Annotated in this window: 25 protein-coding genes; 19 read left to right on the forward strand and 6 right to left on the reverse strand. The window is 69.7% G+C overall.

The window, feature by feature from the left end; genetic code table 11:
• Window positions 1-52: 52 nt before the first annotated feature.
• A complete protein-coding gene (locus OG395_RS25915; protein WP_327249462.1) occupies window positions 53-1555 on the forward strand; it encodes a M4 family metallopeptidase in 1503 nt (500 codons plus the stop codon).
• Window positions 1556-1583: 28 nt separating this feature from the next.
• Here OG395_RS25915 and OG395_RS25920 read toward each other — a convergent pair whose 3' ends face one another.
• Genes OG395_RS25920 through OG395_RS25930 form a run of 3 tightly spaced genes read right to left on the reverse strand, consistent with a single transcriptional unit; the run spans window position 1584 to window position 4219 of the window.
• The gene (locus OG395_RS25920; RefSeq protein WP_442818603.1) at window positions 1584-2978 is read right to left on the reverse strand and encodes a M1 family metallopeptidase; all 1395 of its coding nucleotides are present in this window, start codon (window positions 2976-2978) and stop codon (window positions 1584-1586) included.
• Between the two features lie 48 nt (window positions 2979-3026).
• Window positions 3027-3629 (reverse strand): ankyrin repeat domain-containing protein, encoded by a 603-nt coding sequence (locus tag OG395_RS25925; RefSeq protein WP_327245071.1) that lies wholly within the window; start codon window positions 3627-3629, stop codon window positions 3027-3029.
• 32 nt (window positions 3630-3661) lie between these two features.
• Window positions 3662-4219, reverse strand: coding sequence for a GlcG/HbpS family heme-binding protein (locus OG395_RS25930; protein ID WP_327245072.1), 558 nt, complete (start codon window positions 4217-4219; stop codon window positions 3662-3664).
• A gap of 312 nt (window positions 4220-4531) precedes the next feature.
• On the opposite strand from OG395_RS25930, the gene OG395_RS25935 reads away from it, so the two are divergent.
• From OG395_RS25935 to OG395_RS25945, 3 genes are all read left to right on the forward strand, one after another.
• The gene (locus tag OG395_RS25935) at window positions 4532-5710 is read left to right on the forward strand and encodes a sensor histidine kinase (protein WP_327249464.1); all 1179 of its coding nucleotides are present in this window, start codon (window positions 4532-4534) and stop codon (window positions 5708-5710) included.
• Window positions 5707-6333, forward strand: a complete 627-nt coding sequence (locus OG395_RS25940) for a response regulator transcription factor (protein ID WP_327245073.1) — start codon at window positions 5707-5709, stop codon at window positions 6331-6333. Before OG395_RS25935 ends, OG395_RS25940 begins: the two co-directional genes overlap by 4 nt.
• A 115-nt stretch (window positions 6334-6448) precedes the next feature.
• Entirely contained in the window at window positions 6449-6946 is a 498-nt protein-coding gene (locus OG395_RS25945; RefSeq protein WP_037692856.1) for a hypothetical protein, read from the forward strand.
• Between the two features lie 20 nt (window positions 6947-6966).
• Here the strand turns inward: OG395_RS25945 and OG395_RS25950 are convergent, their stop codons facing one another.
• Window positions 6967-7653 carry a pentapeptide repeat-containing protein gene (locus OG395_RS25950; protein WP_327245074.1) on the reverse strand — a complete coding sequence of 229 codons (687 nt, stop codon included), beginning with the start codon at window positions 7651-7653 and terminating at the stop codon, window positions 6967-6969.
• 114 nt (window positions 7654-7767) lie between these two features.
• On the opposite strand from OG395_RS25950, the gene OG395_RS25955 reads away from it, so the two are divergent.
• Both OG395_RS25955 and OG395_RS25960 read left to right on the forward strand, forming a co-directional pair.
• On the forward strand, window positions 7768-8997 hold the full coding sequence (locus tag OG395_RS25955; protein WP_327245075.1) for an NAD(P)-binding protein: 1230 nt from the start codon (window positions 7768-7770) through the stop codon (window positions 8995-8997).
• Window positions 8998-9043: 46 nt separating this feature from the next.
• A complete protein-coding gene (locus OG395_RS25960; protein WP_327245076.1) occupies window positions 9044-10045 on the forward strand; it encodes a zinc-binding dehydrogenase in 1002 nt (333 codons plus the stop codon).
• A gap of 75 nt (window positions 10046-10120) precedes the next feature.
• Here the strand turns inward: OG395_RS25960 and OG395_RS25965 are convergent, their stop codons facing one another.
• Window positions 10121-10594, reverse strand: a complete 474-nt coding sequence (locus tag OG395_RS25965) for a GNAT family N-acetyltransferase (RefSeq protein ID WP_327245077.1) — start codon at window positions 10592-10594, stop codon at window positions 10121-10123.
• A gap of 38 nt (window positions 10595-10632) precedes the next feature.
• Complete coding sequence (locus OG395_RS25970) at window positions 10633-11544, reverse strand: aminoglycoside phosphotransferase family protein (RefSeq protein ID WP_327245078.1); 912 nt, start codon at window positions 11542-11544, stop codon at window positions 10633-10635.
• Between the two features lie 33 nt (window positions 11545-11577).
• Between OG395_RS25970 and OG395_RS25975 the strand changes: the two genes are divergently transcribed.
• From OG395_RS25975 to OG395_RS26035, 13 genes are all read left to right on the forward strand, one after another.
• The gene (locus tag OG395_RS25975) at window positions 11578-12297 is read left to right on the forward strand and encodes a rhomboid-like protein (protein ID WP_327249465.1); all 720 of its coding nucleotides are present in this window, start codon (window positions 11578-11580) and stop codon (window positions 12295-12297) included.
• Window positions 12294-13703 carry an NAD(P)/FAD-dependent oxidoreductase gene (locus OG395_RS25980; RefSeq protein ID WP_327245079.1) on the forward strand — a complete coding sequence of 470 codons (1410 nt, stop codon included), beginning with the start codon at window positions 12294-12296 and terminating at the stop codon, window positions 13701-13703. Before OG395_RS25975 ends, OG395_RS25980 begins: the two co-directional genes overlap by 4 nt.
• Window positions 13704-13858: 155 nt before the next feature.
• A complete protein-coding gene (locus OG395_RS25985) occupies window positions 13859-14191 on the forward strand; it encodes a hypothetical protein (protein WP_266983094.1) in 333 nt (110 codons plus the stop codon).
• Window positions 14192-14215: 24 nt separating this feature from the next.
• Entirely contained in the window at window positions 14216-14527 is a 312-nt protein-coding gene (locus OG395_RS25990) for a pore-forming ESAT-6 family protein (RefSeq protein ID WP_266983096.1), read from the forward strand.
• Between the two features lie 43 nt (window positions 14528-14570).
• On the forward strand, window positions 14571-14972 hold the full coding sequence (locus OG395_RS25995) for a DUF6507 family protein (protein WP_266983097.1): 402 nt from the start codon (window positions 14571-14573) through the stop codon (window positions 14970-14972).
• Window positions 14969-17770: an ADP-ribosyltransferase gene (locus tag OG395_RS26000; RefSeq protein ID WP_327245080.1), complete on the forward strand. Its 2802-nt coding sequence runs from the start codon at window positions 14969-14971 to the stop codon at window positions 17768-17770. The genes OG395_RS25995 and OG395_RS26000 overlap by 4 nt, the downstream gene beginning before the upstream one ends.
• A gap of 15 nt (window positions 17771-17785) precedes the next feature.
• A complete protein-coding gene (locus OG395_RS26005; protein ID WP_327245081.1) occupies window positions 17786-18184 on the forward strand; it encodes a hypothetical protein in 399 nt (132 codons plus the stop codon).
• Window positions 18185-18194: 10 nt separating this feature from the next.
• Window positions 18195-18593 (forward strand): hypothetical protein, encoded by a 399-nt coding sequence (locus OG395_RS26010; RefSeq protein ID WP_327245082.1) that lies wholly within the window; start codon window positions 18195-18197, stop codon window positions 18591-18593.
• 10 nt (window positions 18594-18603) lie between these two features.
• The gene (locus tag OG395_RS26015; protein WP_327245083.1) at window positions 18604-19008 is read left to right on the forward strand and encodes a hypothetical protein; all 405 of its coding nucleotides are present in this window, start codon (window positions 18604-18606) and stop codon (window positions 19006-19008) included.
• Window positions 19009-19208: 200 nt separating this feature from the next.
• Window positions 19209-19541: a hypothetical protein gene (locus tag OG395_RS26020; RefSeq protein WP_327245084.1), complete on the forward strand. Its 333-nt coding sequence runs from the start codon at window positions 19209-19211 to the stop codon at window positions 19539-19541.
• Window positions 19542-19628: 87 nt separating this feature from the next.
• Window positions 19629-19940, forward strand: a complete 312-nt coding sequence (locus OG395_RS26025; protein WP_327245085.1) for a pore-forming ESAT-6 family protein — start codon at window positions 19629-19631, stop codon at window positions 19938-19940.
• A gap of 173 nt (window positions 19941-20113) precedes the next feature.
• Window positions 20114-23086, forward strand: a complete 2973-nt coding sequence (locus OG395_RS26030) for a hypothetical protein (RefSeq protein ID WP_327245086.1) — start codon at window positions 20114-20116, stop codon at window positions 23084-23086.
• Window positions 23083-23943 (forward strand): immunity 49 family protein, encoded by an 861-nt coding sequence (locus tag OG395_RS26035; protein WP_327245087.1) that lies wholly within the window; start codon window positions 23083-23085, stop codon window positions 23941-23943. The genes OG395_RS26030 and OG395_RS26035 overlap by 4 nt, the downstream gene beginning before the upstream one ends.
• Window positions 23944-24377: the final 434 nt, after the last annotated feature.

Raw genomic sequence — 24377 nt, forward strand, 5'->3', positions numbered from 1 at the left:
AGAACGAGTGAGAACCACTCTGCGTGCCGCCGCTCTTGCCGCTACCGCCGCCATGGTCGTCGTCGGCGTACAAGCAGGTCCGGCCGGTGCGGCCCAGGACCGCGAGTCCGGGGCCACCGCCCTGCCGCTCAGCGCTTCCCAGCGGGTCTCGGCCCTCAAGGAGGCCCAGGCCGGGGCCGCCTCGACCGCCGCGAAGATCAAGCTCGGCGGCAAGGAAAAGCTCGTCGTCCGCGATGTGATCAAGGACGCCGACGGCACGGTTCACACCCGATACGAGCGCACCTACGACGGACTGCCCGTCCTCGGCGGCGACCTCGTCACCCACACCCGTAAGGACGGTTCGCTCAAGGGGGTTTCCAAGGCCACCGCCGCCGACATCGCCGTCCCGTCGACGACCGCCGCACTCGCCGCCGAGGCCGGTGCGCGGAAGGTGATCTGGGCCGCCACCGGCAAGCCGACGCTCGCGTACGAGAACGTGGTCAAGGGCGTCCAGGACGACGGGACCCCCAGCGAACGCCACGTCATCACCGACGCCGCGAGCGGCAAGGAGCTCTACGCGTACGAGGCCATCGACACCGGGTCCGGCACCAGCCAGTACAGCGGCACGGTGAACCTGGGCACCACGGCCTCCGGTTCCAACTACAACCTGACCGACGGCGGTCGCGGCGGCCACAACACGTACGACCTGAACGGCGGCACCTCCGGCACCGGGACCCTCTTCACCGACGCCGACGACATCTGGGGCAACGGTCTCGCGACCAACCGTCAGACCGCCGCCGTCGACGCCCACTACGGCGCCGCAGTGACCTGGGACTTCTACAAGAACGTCCTGGCACGCAACGGCATCGCGGGCGACGGCAGGGCCGCGTACTCCCGGGTCCACTACGGCAACGCGTACGTCAACGCGTTCTGGTCGGACAGCTGCTTCTGCATGACGTACGGCGACGGCTCGGGCAACCTCAAGCCGCTCACCTCGCTGGACGTCGCCGGACACGAGATGAGCCACGGTCTGACCGCGGCCACCGCAAGGCTCAACTACAGCCGCGAGTCAGGCGGTCTCAACGAGGCGACCAGCGACATATTCGGTTCCTCGGTCGAGTTCTACGCGGGCAACAGCAGCGACGTCGGCGACTACCTCATCGGCGAGAAGATCGACATAAACGGCAACGGCACACCGCTGCGCTACATGGACAAGCCGAGCAAGGACGGCGCCTCCGCCGACTCCTGGTCGAAGACCGTCGGGCGCCTCGACGTCCACTACTCGTCCGGGCCCGCCAACCACTTCTTCTACCTGCTGTCCGAGGGCAGCGGCGCGAAGACCATCAACGGGGTCTCCTACAACTCACCGACCTCCAACGGCTCCACGGTCACGGGGATCGGGCGCGACAAGGCCATTCAGATCTGGTACCGGGCCCTCTCCACCTACATGACGTCGACCACCGACTACGCCGGGGCGCGGACCGCGACCCTGAAGGCGGCGACCGATCTGTACGGGGCGGGGGGCGCGGAGTACGCGGCCGTCGCCGCCGCCTGGTCCGGAATCAACGTGAAGTAGCCCCTGCCTCTGCGGTTCCGGGAGCCGGTCAGTCCTTCGCGGCGGGCCGGCTCCTGCCGTACAGCCAGGTGTTCCACAGGTCCGTCAGATCCAGGCCGGTCGTCTTCTCCACATAGGCGGTGAAGTCGGCCGTCGACGCGTTGCCGTGCCGGTGCGCCTTCGTCCAGCCCCTGACGAGGGCGAAGAACCGCTTGTCGTCGCCCACCGCCTGCCGGATTTTGTGGATCACCATTGCCCCGCGCCCGTACACCGGCGGCTGAGAGATGTCCGCGGCCGTCGGCGGATCGGCCGGCGGGAAAGCCCAGTTGGCGTCGCTCGCGAAGGCGCGGTCGAAGCTGTCCTGGACGGGGACGCCCTCCTTGTCCGCCTGCCACAGCCACTCCGCGTACGTCGCGAAACCCTCGTTGAGCCACATGTCCCGCCAGCTGTCGGGCGTGACGGAGTCCCCGAACCACTGGTGGGACATCTCATGGACGAGGAGCCCGACGTCCGGCGGGCCGGGGAAGAACGGACGGTTCTGGGTCTCCAGCGCATACCCGGCGTCGTTCGGGCGGTCGACGATCGCGCCGGTCGAGGAGAACGGATACGGCCCGAAGCGCTCGGCCTCCCACTGCACGACCTCGGGGATCCGGGCCAGGGTCCGGGCACTCGCCGCCGCCGACTTCGGGTCCACGGCCGTGAACACCTTGATGCCGTCGGGGGTCGTCGACGCCTTCGTGTCGAAGCGTCCGATGGCGAGCGTCGCGAGATAGGTCGCCATGGGCGCGGCGGTGTGCCAGTGGTACGTGGTGGTGCCACCGGAGGTCCTGCGGGACGTCAGCTCGCCGTTGGACACGGCGGTCAGGCCCTTGGGAACGGTGACCGTGAGGTCGTAGGACGCCTTGTCGCTCGGGTGGTTGTTGCCGGGGAACCAGGCCATCGCCCCGACCGGCTCACCGAGCGCCACCGATCCGTCCGCCGTCCGCAGCCAGCCCTCCTTCGAGTTGTCCGGGTCGGTGAGGGTCAGCGGGGAGCCGGAGTAGCGGACGACCGTGCGGAACGTCCTGCCCTTGTGGAGGTGGCTCTCCACCTCGGCATCGGGGCGCAGCGTCAGTTCGTGGGCCGCCCGGTTGACGGCGGCCGGGCGCCCCTCGACCTGCGCTGACTCGACGGTCAGCCCGGCCAGGTCGAGATTGAAGGCGCTGAGGTCCTGGGCGGCGCGCGCGGTGATCACGGCAGTGCCGCGCAGGTGCTGGGCGGCCGGGTCGACGTCGAAGGTGAGGTCGTAATGGGTGACGTCGTACCCGCCGTTGCCGACCTTCGGGAAGTACGGGTCGCGCAGACCGGCGGAGCCGGGGGCGCCCTCCACACCGCCGAAGCAGCCGGCGGTGAGGGAGACGACGGTGGTCGTGGCGAGGGCCAGGATCAGAGCGGTGGGGCGCACACCGATGATCCTATGTGTGGAATGTCGGTTTGGCGGATCGGTGGATGCTCACCTCGGGTCCCGGTTCCGCAGCAGCGCCGCGATCTCCGCGAACCCGCGCCGCTCCGCGTGTTCCAGCGCCGTCACCCCGTCGCCGTCCGGCAGACCGGGGGTCGCGCCCGCCGCCAGCAGCAGTTCGACGATCTCCTGGTGCGCCCGGCCGCCGTCGCCCAGGATCACGGCCTCCAGCAGGGCGGTCCAGCCGAGCCGGTTGACGTGGTCGACGTCGATGTCCGTGACGCGGAGCAGCTCCCGCACGTAACCGACATGGCCGCGCTCGCTCGCCGGGATCAGCGCGATGCCGCCGAACCGGTTACGGAGCTTCAGGTCGGGTCCGGCCGGCAGCAGGGTGTGCAGCATCGCGACGCTGCCGGTGACACCGGTCGCCAGCCAGGGACTGTCCTCGCGCCGGTCCTGCGCATCCGGGTCCGCACCCGCCTCGACGAGCAGCCGCGCGAGCTCGACGTGATCGCCGTGGACGGCGAGGAGCAGCGGGGTACGCCGCTCCTCGTCGCGGGCGTCGACGCGGGCGCCGCCCTCGATCGCGGTGCGTGCGGCATCGGCGTCACCGGTGCGCGCGGCTCGGAGCAGGTCGTGATCGAGGGCGTTCATCCGTGGTCTCTCCCGGGCTGTGGTCGGCTGTCCTACTTCGCGAGTGCGGCGACGCCCGCCTGGGCGAACTTCTCGTCGAGATCGCCGCTGGGGGCACCGGCCACGCCGATGCCGGCCACCGGTGCACCCTTGACCTGCACCGGGGCGCCGCCCGCGAGGAACAGGGTGCCAGGGATGTCCTTCAGGTTCGGAGCCTGTGCCAGACGGCCGGCGAGCACGGAGGTGGGGGCGTTCCAGGCGACGGCGGTGTACGCCTTCTTCTCGGCGGACTCGTACGCCTGCGGGCCGGAGCCGTCGCCGCGCAGCGTCACGACGGTGTTGCCGTTCCGGTCGACGACGGCGACCGAGACACGCTGGTTCTCCTTCTCGGCGGCGTCGAGGGCGGCGCGCGCGGCCTCGGTGGCGGCGGCGACGGTCAGATGGGTGGTCTGCTGGAGGTTCCGGTTCGCCGTGTCGGCCGTGACGGCGGCGGCAGTGGCAGCGGCGGGGGCGGAGGCGCTCGCGGACACGGCACCGAAGGTTCCGGCACCCAGCGCGGCGGCGGCGACAGCACCGGTGAGGACACGGGTGCGCAGCGACATCTTCTTCATGGTGGGGCTCCTCGACGATTCGACGGTGTTTCCGCCCGGGCGGTGTTCCGGTCAGGCGGTGTCCGGCTCTGTGCTCGATCCTCCGGCCGGATCCGGTCCCGTAACGTCGACGTACCGGCTCGACACCGCGGGCAGGACGGCTGACGGCCCCATCGGCCGATCGGTTGATGCGGGGGTGGCCCCACCGGGTCACCATGGATGTGTCTGCGCAGGTCAACAGCAGCTCTTCGGCAGTCGGCAGGGAGTACGAGGTACGAGGTGGAGCACCCGACCGAAGCCGCCGACCCGGATGCCCGGTGGCTCGCGCTGCTCATGCACGCCGCGTTCTTCCTGCTGCTCGGCGCCTCCCTGGCCCGCTTCCTGCTCCGCCACCCGGGCGAGGACCGCACCCCGTGGATCATCGCGCTGTCCGTCACGCTCGCCGCGCTGTATCTGCTGGGCCCGGTGCTCGGCTCACGCCCCACCCCGCGCCGGCTGGCCTGGCTCGCCGTGCTCGTGGCCGTGTGGATGGTGCTCGTCGTCCTCGCGCCGAGCTTCGCCTGGTGCGCGGTGCCGCTCTTCTACACCGGGCTGCGGCTGCTCCCGCCGCGCGCCGCGCTCGCCCTCGTCGCACTGCTCACCGTGTTCGTCGTGGCCGCGCAGCTGCGGCTGGCCCACGGCTTCGACCCGAACCTGGTGCTCGCGCCCCCCGCCGTGGCGGCCATCGCGACCGCGGTCTTCGTCCATATGCAGCGCCAGGCCGTGCACCAGCGCGAACTGATCGACGATCTGCTGCGCACCCGCCGCGAACTCGCCGCCACCGAACGCCGCGAAGGCACCCTCGCCGAACGCCAGCGGCTCTCCATGGAGATCCACGACACCCTCGCGCAGGGCCTGTCCAGCCAGCAGATGCTGCTCCAGGCCGCGGACCGCACCTGGGACGCGGACCAGGCGACCGCCCGCCGCCACGTCCGCACGGCCACAGGCATCGCCGAACGCAACCTCGCCGAAGCCCGCCGCTTCGTCCACGACCTGGCACCGGCGGATCTCGCGGAGGGCGGCGGCCTGGAGGCGGCGCTGCACGCACTGGCCGTCCGCGAAACGGTTCAGGCCCAGGGGCTGCTCACGGTCCGCTGCCATGTGGAGGGGACGCCGCACGCGGCGCTGCCCGACCGGGTGCAGTCCGCACTGCTGCGCATCGCCCAGGGCGCACTGGCCAATGTGAGGGAGCACGCGGACGCCACGGAGGCCGCGCTGACACTGACCCACCTGGACGACCGGACCGTCCTGGACATCGCCGACAACGGCCGCGGCTTCACCCCGCCCGCACCGGCCGCCCTGCGTCCGGCAGCGGGCGTACGCGGCCACGGGCTGCCCGCGATGCGCGCCCGGCTGCACCAGCTCGGCGGCACGCTCACGATCGAATCGGCACCGGGCGAGGGAACCGTCGTCTCCGCCGCGGTCCCCCTGCCCGCCCCCGCCCCGTCGCCCTCGCCGGAGGAACCCTCATGACCTCACCCGCCGTACGGATCCTGCTCTGCGACGACCACGCCGTCGTACGCGCCGGACTGCTCGCCCTCCTCGGCAGCGAACCGGACATCGAGGTCGTCGGCGAGGCGGGAAGCGGCGAGGAGGCCGTCGCCCTGGCCGCCCGGCTCACCCCCGACGTCGTCCTGATGGACCTCCAACTGGGGATAGGAATCGACGGCGTCGAGGCCACCCGTCGCATCGCGGCGACCGGCGTCCACGTCCTCGTCCTCACGACGTACGACACGGACGCCGACATCACCCGCGCCATCGAGGCGGGCGCCACCGGCTATCTGCTGAAGGCGGAACGCCCGGAGGAACTGTTCGCCGCGATCCGCTCGGCGGCCCAGGGCCGCACCACGCTCTCCCCACCGGTCGCCAGCCGTGTCATGGCCCGCATGCGCCGTCCCCTGCCGACGCTCACCGACCGCGAACGCGACATCCTGGGCCAGCTGTCCCAGGGCCTGGGCAACCGGGACATCGCCCGGGCCCTGTTCATCAGCGAGGCCACGGTCAAGACGCACCTGGGCCGCATCTACGACAAACTCGGCGTCGACACCCGCGCGGGCGCCGTGGCCGTGGCGAAGGAGCAACGGCTGCTGCCGTGAGCCGGGCCGCCTGCGGCGAGGACGACCGCGGCGCCACGCGCCCGCGGTGCCCGGGGCAGCGGGGCAACCCACCGCTCCGGCGTTGACGCACCCCCGGGCATGACACCATCGAACTGTGCTCGACATCGGCTACTCCCTCTCCCGGCGCTTCCCCGACCCCCCGCAGACCGACTACCGCCGCGCGGACGTCCACGCCCTGCGGCACGACCTGTTCTCCGGGGACGTCTACCTCGCGGACACCAAGGCGGACCGCGAGGTATCCACAGCCTGGGGATGGGTGCCCGTGCTCGACTTCGCCTGGGCGCTCTGCGACATCGTCGAGCAGATCGACCAGGACCCCCGTGGCAGCCGCTCGCACCGGCGGCAGTTCGCCGAGCTGGACTTCACCGAGTCGTCCGACCGGATGCTCTTCGAGCGCCGCTTCGGCTGGGTCGATGTCGAAGCCGACTGGATGCCCGGCGACGAACCCCCGCTCACCTTCAGCCACTCCCTGCTGCGCCGCGAGGCCCGCGACTTCCTGCACGACCTGATCGCGGACCTCGCCGACATGCACGAGGGGCTCGCCGACAACCCCGTGATCTGGGACCTCCAGGCCCGCTTCCCCCGGGTCTGACGAGCGGATCCGGACACCCCCTACGCCTCCACCCGCACCCCGATCTGCGCCGCGAACGCCGGGGCCAGTTCCATCAGCTGCACCGGGCTGATCACCGCCCCCGCCAGCCGCTCCACCCCACGCGCGATGTCCAGCTCGGCGGCCGTCCGCAGGTCCACCGACTCCATCCGTGCCGAACTGAAGTCGGCCCGCTTCAGCACACAGTCCCGGAACTCCACCCGCACCAGCTGCGCGTCCCCGAAGTCCGGCTCCGACAGCACACAGCCCTCGAAGACCACGTCCTTCAGCCGTGCCTTGCGCAGGTTCAGATAGTCGATCTTCCCACCGCGCACATGGACCCGCTCCAGCACCGCGCCGTGCAACTGCACCCCGCCCAGCCGCGCGTCCACCACCTCCACATCGCGCAGCGACGCCCCCGCGAGATCGGTGCCCACCCCCCGCACCCCCGTCAGGACCGAGTCGATGAAGCGGGCCCTGATCAGCTCCGTACGGTCGAGCGCGCATCCCTCCAGCGCACAGTCCATGAACCGGGCGCCCGGACCCGACTCGTCTGCGAAATCCGTCCCCTCGAACCGCACACCGTCATAGTCCCCGTCCGGCTCCAGCCCCTCCCCGTCGTACGGAACGAGCGGCGGCAACCGCACCTCCGGTCGTCGCACCGCCGCCACGGCATCCTTCCCGCCACCACTCCTGCTGTTACGTGCCATGGCCCCATCGTGACCCACGCCACTGACAACACCCCCGCGCCGATGTCACACCCGGGCCCCCTTCGGACGTCACCTCTTTGTCATCGTTCCACGACGACGAGGAGACACGGACGCATGCAGCGCATCCACATCATCGGCGGCGGACTCGCCGGGTTCACCGCAGCGATCACAGCCGCCGAGCCCGGCGCCCTGGTGACCGTCCACGAGGCCCACCACACGCTCGGCGGCCGCGCCAGGACCACCGAGGGCCCGTACCGCACCAACGAAGGACCCCACGCCCTCTACCGCCACGGACCGCACTGGGCCTGGCTCGCACAGCGCGATCTCCTCGGCCCGGTCGCCACGGTGCCGCTCCTCCGAGCCACCCGGCTCCGTTTCCGGCTGGGCGGCACCCTGCGCCGCACCCCGCCCCCCGGCCTCCTCCGGCTCACCCGCCGCCGCGCCGGACACGCCCCCGTCGACACCGACTTCCGTACCTGGGCCACCGCCCGGGCCGGCGAGGAAACCGCCCGCGCGGCCGCGCACTACGCCGCCGTCGCGCTCTTCCACCACGATCCCGGTTCGCTCTCCGCCGCGTTCGTCCAGGAACGGCTGCGCCGCGCCGCCGCACTGCCGCCCGAGGCGCGCCACCCGGTCGGCGGCTGGGCGCAGATCATCGACCGGATGGCCGCCCGCGCCTGGAACATGAGCGTCCGGATCGAGACGGCGACCCGGATCGACCCGGGCACCCTCGACACCCTGGCCCGGACCGGCCCGGTCGTCGTCGCCACCTCCCTCGACGCCGCCCGCGGCCTGCTCAACGACCCCACCCTGACCTGGGACAGCGGCAGGACCGCCCTCATCGACCTGGCCCTGCGCACCCGGCGCGGCGACGCGTCCGCCGTCTGCGACCTGGACGCCCCCGGCCGGATCGAACAGGAGGTCCCGGGGCGTCCACCGGGAAAGCACAGCAGCGCCCAGGACCGCACCCTCGCCCCGGCGGGCCGACGGCTCGTCCAGGGCCAGTTCCCCGTCGCCCCCGGCGAGTCGAAGGCCGCCGGAATCGCCCGCGCCGAAGAGCTCCTCGACCTCGGCCACCCGGGCTGGCGCGACCGCACCGAGTGGCGGCGCGAGGCCCTTGCCGTCGGCCGTACAGGCGCCGTCGACCGGCCCGGCACCACCTGGCGGGACCGTCCCGCCATCGACCGCGGCGACGGCATCTACCTCGCGGGCGACCAGGTCGCCGCGCCCGGACTGCTCAGCGAGGTGTCGTTCAACAGCGGGCTGGAAGCGGCCCTGCTCGCCGTCGGAGCGAGCGCACGGTCCCGGACGTCCCGACCCGCCCTTGACCTCGAGCAGGGTTGAGGTCGGAGGGTGATCCCCGAGAGCCAGCCGACCCGAGGAGCCCGCCATGCATGCCGTCCGCCTCCACACCTTCGGACCCGCCGAGAACCTCACGTACGAGACGGCCGACGACCCGGTGCCCGGCCCCGGCCAGGTCCGGATCGCGGTCGCCGCGGCCGGTGTGCACCTCCTCGACACCGCCCTGCGCGAGGGCATGACAGGGCCGTTCCCGTCCCCCGCCGAGCTGCCCACCGTCCCCGGCCGCGAAGTCGCCGGAACGGTCGACGCGCTCGGTGAGGGCACCGACCCCGACTGGCTGGGCAGGCGCGTCGTCGCCCACCTCGGCATGGCCCCCGGCGGCTACGCCGAACTCGCCGTCACCGACGCCGACAAGCTCCACCCGATCCCGTCCGGCCTCGACGAGGCCGAGGCCGTCGCCATGATCGGCACCGGCCGCACAGCCCTGGGCATCCTGCAGTTCACCGAGCTCGGCCCCGACTCGGTCGCCGTCGTCCCCGCCGCGGCGGGCGGCATCGGCACCCTGCTCGTTCAGTACGCCAAGCACACCGGAGCCACCGTCATCGGCCTCGCCGGCGGACCCGCCAAGGTCGCGGCGGTGAAGGACAACGGCGCCGACCTCGCCGTCGACTACACCCTCCCCGACTGGCCGGCCCGGGTCCGTACCTACCTCGACGGCCTCGGCCGCCGCGCCACCGTCGTCTACGACTCCGTCGGCGGCGTCACCGCGCGCGCCGCCGTCGACCTCCTCGGCAAGGGCGGGCAGCACATCGTCTTCGGCTGGTCCGGCGAGGGACTTCACAACGGGTCCCCGCTCACCTTCACCGACGAGGAGCTCGCCGAACGCGGCATCACCTCCCGGGGCGTCCTCGGCCCGGCGATGATGCAGCAGGCGGGCGGCCTGCGCGTCCTCGAAGAACGCTCGCTCGCCGAAGCCGCCGCGGGCCGCCTGCGCCCCGCCGTCCAGCGTTTCCCGCTCGCCGAGGCGGCCGCCGCCCACCGCGCCCTGGAGACGCGCGGCACGATGGGCAAGGTCGTCCTCGTCCCCTGAGAGCCTGTCGGCTCTCGTCGAACCGCCGTCGTCTCCCGCGGACGGCGGTCCGACGACAGGACCTGAGGGCGAAGGTCAGCCGCCGAGCTCCGCCAGCGCCCCGTCCGTCAGCCGGTACACCGTCCACTCGTCCTGCGGCCGCGCGCCCAGCGACTCGTAGAACGCGATGGACGGGGCGTTCCAGTTCAGCACCGACCACTCCAGACGCTCGTACCCCCGCTCCGCGCAGATCCGCGCCAGCTCCCTCAGCAGCGCCTTGCCGTGCCCGCCGCCGCGCCGGTCGGGGCGTACGTACAGGTCCTCCAGATAGATGCCGTGCACCCCGCGCCACGTCGAGAAGTTCAGGAACCAGAGCGCGAAGCCCACGATCTCCCCGTCCTCGTCCGACTCGGCGATGTGCGCATACGCGGCGGGCCGCTCGCCGAACAACGCCTCGTGCAGCTGCTCCTCGGTGGCGTTCGCCTCGTGGAGCGCCTCCTCGTACTCGGCGAGTTCGCGGACCATGGAATGGATGACAGGGACATCGGCAGCGGTAGCGGTACGAATCATGGGGGCAGCGTAAGCAGCCGCCGCCCACCGGCTTCCCTCTACCCCCGGCCCAGCAGCTGCCGGGCGATCTCCGCCTGCTCCGGCCCCAAACGGCTCTCCCCGTCCGTCACGTCCCAGATGCCGTTCTGCAGCGCCCGCCCCAGCGTCCAGGCACGCGCCCGCTCCCGGTCAAGACCGAGGACCTCCGTCATCAGGTCGAACCGCCACCGCACCGTCGACGCGTCGAACCGGTTGTGCAGGGCGGGCATCAGATCGAAGCCGGGGTCCCCGGCCAGCGGCTTCGGGTCCAGCGCGACCCACTCGTGCGCCCGGCCCTCCTCCGCCCGTCCCGCCAGAATGTTGTCGTAGTGCAGGTCCCAGTGGAGCAGCCGGTCCCCCGGCTCGCCCGCCACCTCCCGTACGGCCGCCGCACAGTCCACCAGCAGTAGCCGCTCCTCCGCGTCCGCCAGCCCCGCCACCGCCCGCTCCACCCCGTCCAGCATCCGCTCCGCGGCATCCCCCAGCCGTCGCAGCCCGTCCGGCGCCGGTACGGATGTCAGCCGGGCCAACAGCCCCGCGAGCACCTCGACCGCCGCCCGCTCGTCCGCCACCGCCGACAGCGGCCGCCGCTCGTCCAGCCGTTCCAGCAGCATCGTGCCGGTCCCGACGTCGTGGCCGAGCAGTCCCACCGCCCCGGCGCCCGCCTCGCCCCACGCGCGCAGAGCGACCGGCTCCCCCGCCGTCTCCTCGTCCGCTGGCTGGAGCTTCAGCGCCGCCCGCCGGCCGTCCGACGCGCGGACCACCGGCAGCACCAGCGCGCACATCCCGTGCATCGCGGCCCCGTCCAGCCGCAGCCCCCACTCGCCCAGGAACCGGTCCGCGAGCCCCGGGAGCGCGGCCAGGAACGCCCGCCCGGTCTCGCCGCTGTACTTGGACCGGGTGGCGATCAGCGCGTCCGGAATGTCAATCACGCACCCGATCGTAGGCCCGTGCGTCAATCGGTTATGCCCCCCAGCAGCCCGGCCCCGCCCACGAACCCGCTCCCCCTCCCGACGCGCGTCCTGCGCGCCGTCCGCCTCTGGATCCGCAGCGCGCCCGGCACGTACATCTGGCTGGCGATCCTCTTCGTCACCACCGTCGTGGTGCATCAGATGTCCCCCGACTTCGAGGAGGACTTCCTGCGTCAACACTCGACCAACATCCACGAGCTGGTCCGCGACCCGGTACGCGTCCTCATCTCCAGCGCCTTCTGGATCGACGGCGGCAAGTGGTTCCCGTACGCCTTCCTCTTCAACGTCTTCCACGCCCCCGCCGAACGCTGGCTCGGCACGCTGCGCTGGTTCGCGGTTGCCGCGCTCGCGCACGTCCTGGCCACCCTCGTCAGCGAGGGCGTCCTCGCCTGGGCCGTCCGCCACGGACAGGCACCCGTGTCCGCGGTCAACACCCTGGATGTCGGAGTCAGTTACGCACTCGCGGGCGTCGCCGCCGTCCTCACGTACCACGCCCCCCAACCCTGGCGGTACGCGTACCTCTTCGCCGTCGTCGTCGTCTACGGCATCCCCCTCCTCACCGGCCGCACCTTCACCGACCTCGGCCACATCACCGCCGTCCTCATCGGCCTCGCGTGCTACCCGCTCACCCGGGGGAGGACGGAACCGCCTCCGCGCAGTAACGTCCCGCCCCACAGGAACTCGGCTTCACACGGACAAGCAGGGGCAACATGAGCACCGTCAGCACGGTCAACGGCGGAATATCGTTCTGGTACGCGGACCAAGGCACGCCCGTCCCGCGCGAGCCCCTGCCCGGCGACACCACCACGGACGTCTGCATCGTCGGCGGCGGATACACCGGACTCTGGACGGCGTACTACCTCAAGAAGGCCGTCCCCTTCCTGAACATCACCGTCCTCGAGGCGAAGTTCTGCGGCTACGGCGCCTCCGGCCGCAACGGCGGCTGGCTCTACAACGGCATCGCAGGCCGCGACCGCTACGCGAAACTCCACGGCCACGACGCCGCCGTCCGCCTCCAGAAGGCGATGAACGACACCGTCGACGAGGTCGTACGCGTCGCCGCCGAAGAGAACATCGACGCCAACATCCACCAGGGCGGCGTCCTCGAAGTGGCCTACACACCGGCCCAGCTGGCCCGCCTCAAGGACTTCCACTCCGTCGAGATCGCCTTCGGCGAGACCGACCGGGTCCTGCGCGGCGCCCGCGAGACCGCCGAACGCGTCCGCGTCACCGGAGCCGTCGGCTCCTCCTGGACACCGCACGGCGCCCGCCTGCACCCGGTCAAACTCGTCAAGGGGCTCGCCGACGCCGTCGAGGCGCTCGGCGTCACCATCCACGAGTCGACCCCCGTCACCGAGATCAAACCCAAGCACGCCCACACCCCGTACGGCACCGTCCGCGCCCCGTACATCCTGCGCTGCACCGAGGGCTTCACGGCCAACCTCAAGGGCGAGAAGCGCACCTGGCTCCCGATGAACTCCTCGATGATCGCCACCGAACCGCTCCCGAAGTCGGTCTGGGACACCATCGGCTGGGACGGCCGCGAGACGCTCGGCGACATGGCCCACGCCTACATGTACGCCCAGCGCACCGCCGACGACCGCATCGCACTCGGTGGCCGGGGCGTCCCCTACCGCTTCGCCTCGGGTGCCGCCCACTTCAACGACACAGCGCGCACCCGGCCCGCCACCATCGAGGCCCTCCGCGAGATCCTGGTCCGCTTCTTCCCCACCACCGCGGGCGCCCGCATCGACCACGCCTGGTCCGGCGTCCTCGGCGTCCCCCGCGACTGGTGTGCCACGGTCACCCTCGACCGCTCCACCGGACTCGGCTGGGCCGGCGGCTACGTCGGCTCCGGCGTCGCCACCACCAACCTCGCCGCCCGCACCCTGCGCGACCTGATCCAGCAGGACTCCGGCCAGTCGGGCCCCACCGACCTGACCACCCTCCCCTGGGTCAACCACAAGGTCCGCCGCTGGGAACCGGAACCCTTCCGCTGGATCGGCGTCCACGGCATGTACGCGGCCTACCGCACCGCGGACCGCCGCGAACTCACCTCGGCCGAAGCCACCACCGACCCGATCGCCAAGGCGGCGGACCGGCTGGCGGGACGGCACTGAAAAACATTCGTTCGCCGATGTCCTTGTTCGGACGCATTGGGCCCCCGCAGATCTGTCATGCGTTGGTCACAGCGGGGCCCCTCGGTTGCACCGCCGGGCCAGCGTTCGCAAGGATGGCGGCCTATGGGATCAGTTGGTGCGGCAGGGGGAAGCGAATGAAGTTCGACATGGGAGCGCAGGTTCTGTCGAATCTGACGTCGAAGTCGCGTGGTTCGAGTGATGACTTGGGCACGTTGATCCGTCAGTTGGTGCAGGCGGCTGCGCCGTTGGAGGGGAAGTTCAACGGTGCGGGGCGGGTGGCGTTCGACTCGTTCAAGAACCGTTCGGACGAGATCACGGCGGCGTTGAACGGTTCGTTGTCGGCGCTGCTGGGTGGGCAGTCGGGCATGGAGCAGGCGTTCGGTTCGGGTGACCAGGAGCAGGGTGACAACGCCCGGCAGCAGCAGGGTGCGGCGAACTTCGACGCGGCCCGCTTCGGCGGACGCTGATCTTTCGAGGAGCAGGGGTTTGTGATGGCTGGTGGCAGTGATCGTCGTGCGTACGACACGGGTGCGTCGGCGGATGCGCAGGGCAACATCCAGGTCGTGATCGCGCGTCTGGAGGAAGTGATCGCGGCGCGGGACGGGCAGGTCAAGGCGGCGATGGCGGACTTCACCGCGGACGGCGTCTCGGACGAGTACCACGGCAAGGAACTGCGGTGGAACCGGGCCTCGCAGGAGGTCAAGAGCATCATCCAGCTGCTGAAGACGACGCTGGAGAAGAACGACGGCACCGCGCAGCACACCATCACGCGCGCGAAGGCCGCCGTCGACAACATCGGCTGACCTGGGCGGGCGCCAGGCGGTAACGGGGAGCATGAGGTAGCGCATGACCGGGTGGGATCTGAAGCCGCAGGGTATTCAGGGCGTGCTGAAGACGACGGGTGAGACGGCGGGGAAGATCGAGACGTACGCGAAGTCGTACGGCGAGCATCTGACGTCGGCGGCGACGAGTGCGGGCACGATCACCGCCGAGGGTGGTGACGGCGGGGGCAAGGACGGCGAGAAGGCGGCCGGTGGTCTCGTCGCGCTGGCGTTGTCGCAGTACGCCGAACACGCCACGAGCGACCTGAAGTTCATCGCGGCGCGGGCCGGGAAGTCGCTGACCGGTGCGGTCGACGCGACGACCGCCTACCTCAACGGCGACCTGGAGATGGCCGCCGAGTCCCAGCGCAAGGCGCTCGGTGTGCCCGATCTGGATCTCACCAAGCCCGGAGTGCAGACCAAGTGATCAAGCCGGAGGCGATCCCGCAGTTCACCGGTGATCTGGGCCAGCTGGAGAAGGACTACGCGGGGCTGAAGGCGGACGCCGGGCACATCCGTGACACCGGGTCCAGCGTCCACACCCAGTTCCAGGGCCTGTCCGCGTACTACATAGCCCCCGAGGCCGAGAAACTCTTCGACTCCACCAAACCCGTCCAGGACCGGGCCGACACCTTCGGCGACGACCTGGAAAAGGTCTCCACCGCCCTGTCGGACTACGCCACCGAGGTCCGCCCCCTCGTCACCAAACTCGCCCAGCTCAAGACCGACGCCACGAACTTCGTGAACAAGGTCAAGGACGACGACTGGGAGTACGACGAGGACAAGATCGACGAGCACAACCAGCTCCGCGACGACGTCACCGCCACCGTCGCGGCGTTCTGGGCCGCCGAACGCACCTGCCACAACAAGATCACCGCCCTGTTCGGCGGAACCCAGATGGTCGCCGGCGACGGATCCGACCGAAAAGACCAGTACGGCTTCAACGCAGACGACCTCAAGAACGCGAAACTCCCCTGGGGCGACCCCATGGAGGAGAAACACCACGCCTGGGAAGTCGGCCACTGGGTCAAATCATTCGTCTGGGACGGCCTGATCGTCGACGGGATCTGGGGCACCATCAAGGGCCTCGGCACCCTGGTCGGGTTCGGCGGCTGGGACGCCATGGGCCAAGCATGGAAAGGCCTCGCCCAACTCGCCACCGGCCTCGCCATCAGCACCATCCCCGGCGCCAGCACCCTCTTCTGGACCCTGCCCGACGACAAACTCCCCTCCTGGCTCCGCGACTCCCGCACCGCGATGAAGGAAACCGGCAAAGCACTCGTCGCCTGGGACGAATGGGGCAAGAACCCCGGACGGGCCGCAGGAGCCGTCACCTTCAACGTCCTGACCACCGTCTTCACCGGCGGCGCCGGCGGCGCAGCAGCCGGAGCCGGCAAAGCCGGAGCCGTCGCCAAGGCACTCTCCGTCGCCGGCAAAGCCGGCAAGGTCATCGACCCCATGACCTACATCGCCAAGGGCGCAGGCGCCGGCATCTCCAAAATCGGCGACATCGCCAAGGGCCTCAAAGGCATCGGCAACGTCGAGATCCCCACGCTGCCCGACGGCTCGTTCCAGTTGCCCGACGGGCACCTTCTGGACCCCAACGGCAACCTGATCCCCCCGACCGGCGCGCTCGACACGCCCTCGATCCCGCACACCACGGTCCCCGGGACGTCGCTGCCCACCTCCTGGCAGATCCAGCCGACGGTGGCGCCGGGAGTCCATACAGGCGGCTTCGACAATGTGCCGGGCGGCGCGGACAGCCATGTCCCAAGTACGGGCAGCCATGTGCCGGGCGGAGCACCCGCACACGTGCCGAACGGTTCGTTCGGACCCGCCCCGGCCACGTTCGACCCGGCAGGCCACGTACCCGGCGGACCTGCAGGCCACATCCCCGGCGGACCGGCCGCACACGTACCGAACGGCTCCTTCGGCCCCGCCCCGGCCACGTTCGACCCGGCAAGCCACGTACCCGGCGGACCCGCAGGCCACATCCCCGGCGGACCGGCCGCACACGTACCGAACGGCTCCTTCGGCCCCGCCCCGGCCACGTTCGACCCGGCAAGCCACATACCGGGCGGACCGGCAGGCCACATCCCCGGCAGCGCACCCGGCCACGTGCCGAGCGGTTCGTTCGGGCCCGCCCCGGCGTCCTTCGACCCGGCGGGTCATGTACCGGGCGGAGCACCGGGCCACGTGCCGGGCGGACCGGCAGCGCACGTACCCGGTGACCACCTCCCGGTAGGGGCAGGGCACGACGTGCCGGGCACGACCCCGCACGGCCCGGGACACAACGTGCCCGGTACGCACGGACCCGGGCACGACGTGCCGACCACGCACGGGCACGACGCCCCGCACAGCGGCGGGCACGCCGACGACGCGGCCGCACACGCCGACGACGCCGCACACGCCGACGACGCCGCGCACGCCGGTGACACCGGCGGGCACGTCGACCCGCACGGCGCCGCCGGAGACGCGCTGCACGGCGCCGATGACGCGGCGACGGGCGGCCACCCCGGTGTGGACGGGCCGGGTGCCGCCGGCGCGGCGGACGACTTCAAGTACACCCCGCACGTGTCAAATGCCGAATTCGACAAGCTTTCCACTGCGGAGAAGCACCAGGTCGCCCTGGCCGAGATCTCCGACGGAACAGCTCATTTCCCCGATGATCAGGCTGCCGTCAAGTACGGCCGGGAACAGTGGAACGACTACGCGGACAACCTTCCGCAGTCGCAGAAGGACGCCGTCTTCGACTACACGAAAGAGCCTCCGCAGCCCACTCCGACGTACAAAGAGATCAATGGTTTCCTGCGAGGCAAGACAGAATTTGACACGCCTCTGGTCCGGCACGAGATCGATGAGATCGACAAGGCTCTTGCCGGGAATCCGATGCCCGAGGACATGATGGTTGTCCGTGGGACCGGATTGGGCCACATCGACGTCCCCAGCCCGATGCGCATGTTGGGCAACACGTATCCTGACCACGGCTACATGTCGACGTCACTGGGCAACCATCCGGTCCCCAGCTTCGCTGGCAAGGAAGCCATTCTCCGCCTGCGCGTGCCCAAGGGAACCCCGACCATGTGGGTTGAGCGGCTGAGTGACTTCGGAGTGGCCGAACGTGAAATGCTGCTCGGCCGCGGCACTGAGTACAAGGTGACCCGTGTCTTCATGGACGACAGCGGCAAGTGGCAGATCTATGGCGAAGTTCTTCCCAGGACGTAGCAGAGGACAGGCTCGATGAGTAACGAGGACCGGCGCAATCCGCGCTTTGATGAGGATTTGCATTTCGAACGCAGCGATGGCCCCCCGGACTACGCATACAGAACGAATGGGCCCGTCCGATACTTTGCCGTGGCGGACGACACCGGCACCGTACTGGGCTATGTGTGGGGTAACGACCAAGATGACGCTGCGGCTTGGGAGCCACGGCCGGCCGCCGGCCCCAAAGCATTCAATGGCGGCTTTCTGTGGGAGATGAAGCTCCGCGAGTTCAAGGCGCGCGGCACTGCTCCCACAGTCGCTCTCACTGAGATGTTCCGGGACTCGGGCGACATCGAATCGAGTCGCGTCGTCCCCGGCTCTCTGGCGGAGGCGTCCACTCTCGCCGCTCTCAAGGAGCTGGCCGGAAGGGGCTGACCTTCCACCTATGAGCAGGGAACAGCGACCCAACCCGCGCTTCGAAGAAAACATGCGGTGCAAGCGGATCGCCGGGCCGCCCCGCTACAACCGCGTCACGCAGGGACCTGTGCAGTACGTACGGGTGGCCTCCGGCAGCGGCAAGGTGCTCGGGTATGTGTGGGCCAACGACGAGGGCGACGCCGCGGGCTGGGTGACGCCATCGGCGCTCGGGCCGAACGAGATCAACGCCGGTGCCGCGTGGCTCAGGAAACTGTGGGCCGCGAAGGCCCGCGGGATCGCACCCACGACCCTGCTCGCGGAGCTGGTCCGGGACACGAGTGACATCAAGGGAAGCGGCGTCGTACCAGGCTCGCTGAGCGAGGCACCCACTCTCGCCGCTCTCAAGGAGCTGGCCGGAAAGGGCTGACCTTCCACCTATGAGCAGAGAACGGCGGCCAGTCAACCCACGGCTGAACGAAGACCTGTTGTTCGATGCGGCGCCCGGAGGACCGCCGCGCTACAACCCCGTGGCCCTCGGGCCCGTTCAGTACCTCACCGTCGCGGGCAGAGATGGCGAGGTGATCGGCTACATCTGGGCGAACGACGAGGACGACGCGGCCGGCTGGCTGGTCCGCAGGGCGGGCGGCGACGAGGCGTTCAACAAGGGCGCCAGATGGGCCAGGAAGCTCGACGACGCAAAGGCCCGCGGGGTTGCGCCGACTGCCGCCCTGGCAGAGATGATTCAGGAGTCGGACCTCACGAAGAGCAGCCACGTCGTGCCCGGGTCTTTGACCGAGGCGCCGAACGCCGACGTGGTCAGGCGACTGGCCAACCCGACCTGAGGGCCTGGGCTCCCGCGGATACCAAGACCACGCGATTGCACCCGCCACCCCGCTCGGCGAGCTCGCCCGGGACACACGCGATCGATGTCGCCCGGCTCTGTCATGTGTTGGTCACAGCGGGGGGCCGCTGGTTGAAGCGATGAGCCGTAGCGGTAAGGATATTGTCGTATCGGATCAGTTGGTGTGGCAGGGGGAAGCGAATGAAGTTCGACATGGGGGCGCAGGTTCTGTCGACTCTGACGTCGAAGTCACGTGGTTCGAGTGATGACTTGGGCACGTTGATCCGTCAGTTGGTGCAGGCGGCTGCGCCGTTGGAGGGGAAGTTCAACGGTGCGGGGCGGGTGGCGTTCGACTCGTTCAAGAACCGTTCGGACGAGATCACGGCGGCGTTGAACGGTTCGCTGTCGGCGCTGCTGGGTGGGCAGTCGGGCATGGAGCAGGCGTTCGGCTCGGGTGACCAGGAGCAAGGTGACAACGCCCGGCAGCAGCAGGGTGCGGCGAACTTCGACGCGGCCCGCTTCGGCGGACGCTGACCTGACCTGTGCCCTGCTCGAAGGTGCACAGACCGAACCGGTTTCACCGGTTCGCTGATTTCATGAATTCACGGGGAGTGTTTGGTAATGGCTGGTGACAGTGACCGTCGTGCGTATGACACGGGTGCGTCGGCGGATGCGCAGGGCAACATCCAGGTCGTGATCGCACGTCTGGAGGAAGTGATCGCGGCGCGGGACGGCCAGGTCAAGGCGGCGATGGCGGACTTCACCGCGGACGGCGTCTCGGACGAGTACCACGGCAAGGAACTGCGGTGGAACCGGGCCTCCCAGGAGGTCAAGAACATCATCCAGCTGCTGAAGACGACGCTGGAGAAGAACGACGGCACCGCGCAGCACACCATCACGCGCGCGAAGGCCGCCGTCGACAACATCGGCTGACCTGGGCGGGCGGGCAGATGGCCTGGGCGCATTGATGGACTTTTGGCAGTTGGGTAGTTGGGCACGGGGGTGTGCTGGGTGACTGGGTGGGATCTGAAGCCGCAGGATGTGCAGGGTGCGCGGAGTGCAACGGACCGAGATCGTGATCTGACCATGTCCGGAGTGCAGACCAAGTGATCAAGCCGGAGGCGATCCCGCAGTTCACCGGTGATCTGGGCCAGCTGGAGAAGGACTACGCGGGGCTGAAGGCGGACGCCGGGCACATCCGTGACACCGGGTCCAGCGTCCACACCCAGTTCCAGGGCCTGTCCGCGTACTACATAGCCCCCGAGGCCGAGAAACTCTTCGACTCCACCAAACCCGTCCAGGACCGGGCCGACACCTTCGGCGACGACCTGGAAAAGGTCTCCACCGCCCTGTCGGACTACGCCACCGAGGTCCGCCCCCTCGTCACCAAACTCGCCCAGCTCAAGACCGACGCCACGAACTTCGTGAACAAGGTCAAGGACGACGACGACTGGGAGTACGACGAGGACAAGATCGACGAGCACAACCAGCTCCGCGACGACGTCACCGCCACCGTCGCGGCGTTCTGGGCCGCCGAACGCACCTGCCACAACAAGATCACCGCCCTGTTCGGCGGAACCCAGATGGTCGCCGGCGACGGATCCGACCGAAAAGACCAGTACGGGTTCAACGCCGACGACCTCAAGAACGCGAAACTCCCCTGGGGCGACCCCATGGAGGAGAAACACCACGCCTGGGAAGTCGGCCACTGGGTCAAGTCGTTCGTCTGGGACGGCCTGATCGTCGACGGGATCTGGGGCACCATCAAGGGCCTCGGCACCCTGGTCGGGTTCGGTGGCTGGGACGCCATGGGCCAGGCCTGGAAGGGACTCGCCCAGCTCGCCACCGGTCTCGTCATCACCGCGATCCCCGGCGCCGGCACATTGTTCTGGGCCCTGCCCGACGACAAGCTCCCTTCCTGGCTGCGTGACTCCCGCACCGCGATGAAGGAGACCGGCAAAGCACTCGTCGCCTGGGACGAATGGGGCAAGAACCCCGGACGGGCCGCAGGAGCCGTCACCTTCAACGTCCTGACCACCGTCTTCACCGGCGGCGCCGGCGGCGCAGCAGCCGGAGCCGGCAAAGCCGGAGCCGTCGCCAAGGCACTCTCCGTCGCCGGCAAAGCCGGCAAGGTCATCGACCCCATGACCTACATCGCCAAGGGCGCAGGCGCCGGCATCTCCAAAATCGGCGACATCGCCAAGGGCCTCAAAGGCATCGGCAACGTCGAGATCCCCAAGCTGCCGGACGATGCGATCGTGCTGCCCGAGGGGTCCATCCACCTGCCCGACGGGGCCGTGCACCTCCCGGACGGGGCAGCGATCCCGGACGGGGCGGTCAAGCTCCCCGACGGCACCATCAAGCTCCCCGACGACGTCCCCGTCCTGCCCGAAGGCGCCACGAAACTCCCCACCGAGCCCGGCGCACCCGCCCAGTACTTCGACCACGACGGGAACCTCCTCAACGAGCACGGCGACATCGTCCAGAAGGCCTCGGACGCCCGTCCGGAAGGCTCCCCGGACATCAACCCGGACACGGGCGCGGACACCCCGCACACCGGCTCCCCCTCCCCCGACAGGCAACCGGCCCTGGTCGGCGCGGGCGCCCACACCGCCGACAACACAGCCCACGTCGGCGCCCACACCAGCGACAACGTCATCCACCTCGGCGACAGCCTCGGCAACGACCTCGGCGACATCGGCCGCACCGGCGACAACCTCCCGGGCACCAACATCGGCGACAACCTCCCCGGCGGCAACGCGGGCAACCACCTGCCCGGAGGAGGAGCCGGCGACCATGTACCCACGGGCCACGTGGGCGACTCCATGCCCGGCAGCCACGTGGGCGACAACATGCCCGTCGCGCACGCAGGTGACAACCTCCCGAGCAACAGCCTGGACAGCGCCACGCCCGGCACGCACGTCGGCGACGACTTCCCCGGGCCCCGCGCCGAAACCCCCACTGCGGGCGGCCACCCGGGCGGCCACGACCTGCCCGGCGGCCACGCCGACGATGCGCTTCCAGGGCACCCCGACACTCCGGCCTCCGGCGGCCTGGACGACCTGGGTCATGCGGGAGACGACACGGTCGGGGACGGACCGGATGCGGCGGCCAGGCCGGACAGCAACGCGCCCGGCGGATCCGCGGACGTCGAGCGCCCCAGCTTCATGCGTGACGGGGACAACCCGTACGGTCCCCGTGGTTCGCTCACGGATGAGCAGATCATGGAGATTCAGCGGTACCGAGCCAACCACGAGCCCGGGTATTTCGAGGACTTCTACAAGTCCAACGGCAACCGCAAGAACCTGAATCTCTTCGACGAGAGCGGGCGTACGCCTCCCCAGCTGACCAGGGCATCCGAGAACCATCCGTGGGTCGGGGTCAAGGACGCCCCTGAGCCGCTCAAGCCCAACTACGTGGGTGACTGGGACAAGAAGGGCGCGGCCGACGTGACGAGCCCCGCACGGCTCAAGACGTTGGACGAGGCGGCACTCAAGCGTCACCTCGCCATCCGCCACGACAAGCTCATGGAAGCCTGGAAGCAGGAGACCGCGACGGCGCACGAACTCCTGGACACAGTGGAGTCGAAGGCGCATAACGGGGAAAGCGTCGGAGCCTATAAGGAGTCCCACAGCGTCATGCGTGACGCGGCCGAGGACTTCGGTGAAACCGCCGCCGAGCACCACTTCATCGCAGAGCGGCACCCGGGAGCAGTCCGGGAACCGCTCGACGGGCCGGCGAACGGTAACGACCAGTTCGACCAGGTCTGGCGGCGCAAGGACGGCGGTTATGTCGTCATCGAGGCGAAGAGCAGCGTCACTACGGAACTCGGAGCCCGTAACCTTCCCAGCGGCCGACGTGTCTCGCAGGGAACCAGGGAATATTTCCTGGACATCATCGCGGAGATGAGGAAACGAGGAGAAAGCAATATCGATGAACTCCTCCTCGCGGACAAATTGGACGCCGCACTTGATGCAGGAAAGCTGGACTACGTCGTCGTCAAGGGCGAAAAGAATGCCGGCACGTATGCTGGCTATCACATGAGGCAGTTCGATATCGCTGAACGGAGCACACCGTGACGATTGTTGTTCCCCGGCATGGTGAGGCTGGACCCAACTCCGCACGCTGGGCCGAGGCTCTCGGCGAGAGCGTGGCCGGCTCTGTCGCCCGCCTCGAATCGTCGCCGACCTCGATCGACTCCACGTTCCGTACTGCCCTTCTCCACGTGGAGGCGCGCTGCACGGTCGATCCGGAGGCCGCGGAACTGGAGACCTGGGAGGCGGTGGTCTCCGCAATGCAGGTCGGGTCGGCGCTGTTCGCCGTGACGGGAGCGACCGCGGGGACCGTCGAGTGCCGTATCAATCGTGAGATCCGGAGTCTCCCTGCCATCGGACCGCGTTCGTTCGCCGACGCGGGGAACTGGCTGACGGCGTTCTGGCTGGCGATCGTGTGCCGCGACCAGAAAAGGATGACGCAACTGTGCCAGATTCCACTGGATCGTCTGCGTTCGCCCGAGGGGGAATACGACGAGTACATCTACCACTGGGTGGACGCTCTGCAGACGTACTGGCTGCAGAGCCCGGGTCTGGTGGAGAAGTTGGTGGCCGCGATCGAAGGGTCCTATCCCGAAGCGGTCTCGGTCACTCCCCGTGATCTGCTCCAGGGAGTGCTGTACCCGCCGATCAATCTGTTCCACCGTTTCGCGCGGAGGGACGAGGAGGGCTTCAATCAGGCTCTGGTGGAGGCTCTTGAGCTTCACCAGGCGTACTGGACCGCCGATGAGGACCGGGCCAAGGATCCTGATGGCCGCATCGCTCTAGGCCCCCTTGCCATCGCCTGCCTCGCCCACGACGGCGAGATCCCTCTCACGGTGGAGTCCGCCTACCTGCCCAAGCACCTTCTCCAGCGCAGCTGGCTCGGCGAATTCCCCACCTGAGCCCCACGGGAGAGCACGCGGTGCAGCAAAGTGGTACCGCGTGACGGGCCCCTTCGCGACGGCTTTCCCGACGTGGGAGGCGTGGGTCACGGTGACGCCGGCATCCCGATCGAGGTCGAGTCCGAGTACCTTCCCAAAGCTCTTCTGCAGCGCAGCTGGATCGGCGAGTACGACACCTGAGCCCGGGCCTCTCCAGTCGCAGGCTTCTCGTCGGTATCGCCCTGCTTCCTGTCCTTTGGCTCCGCTTCGTGATTGTCCGGGGTGTGTCCCACTCCCGGCTCCGGGTTGTACTGCTGACTTGTCCATGCCTTATGTTGCGGAGGCAATGCAAGGGGGAATCCGTATGCCGCAACACACGCAGACAGTGGCTCGACGAGGCAACGTTCCTGCAGGGGACGTACGACGCCTTGCGAGCCTCGCGCGCCTCGCGCAAC

The organism is Streptomyces sp. NBC_01320 (assembly GCF_035974375.1).
In the GTDB taxonomy this organism is placed as follows: Bacteria; Actinomycetota; Actinomycetes; order Streptomycetales; family Streptomycetaceae; genus Streptomyces; species Streptomyces yanii.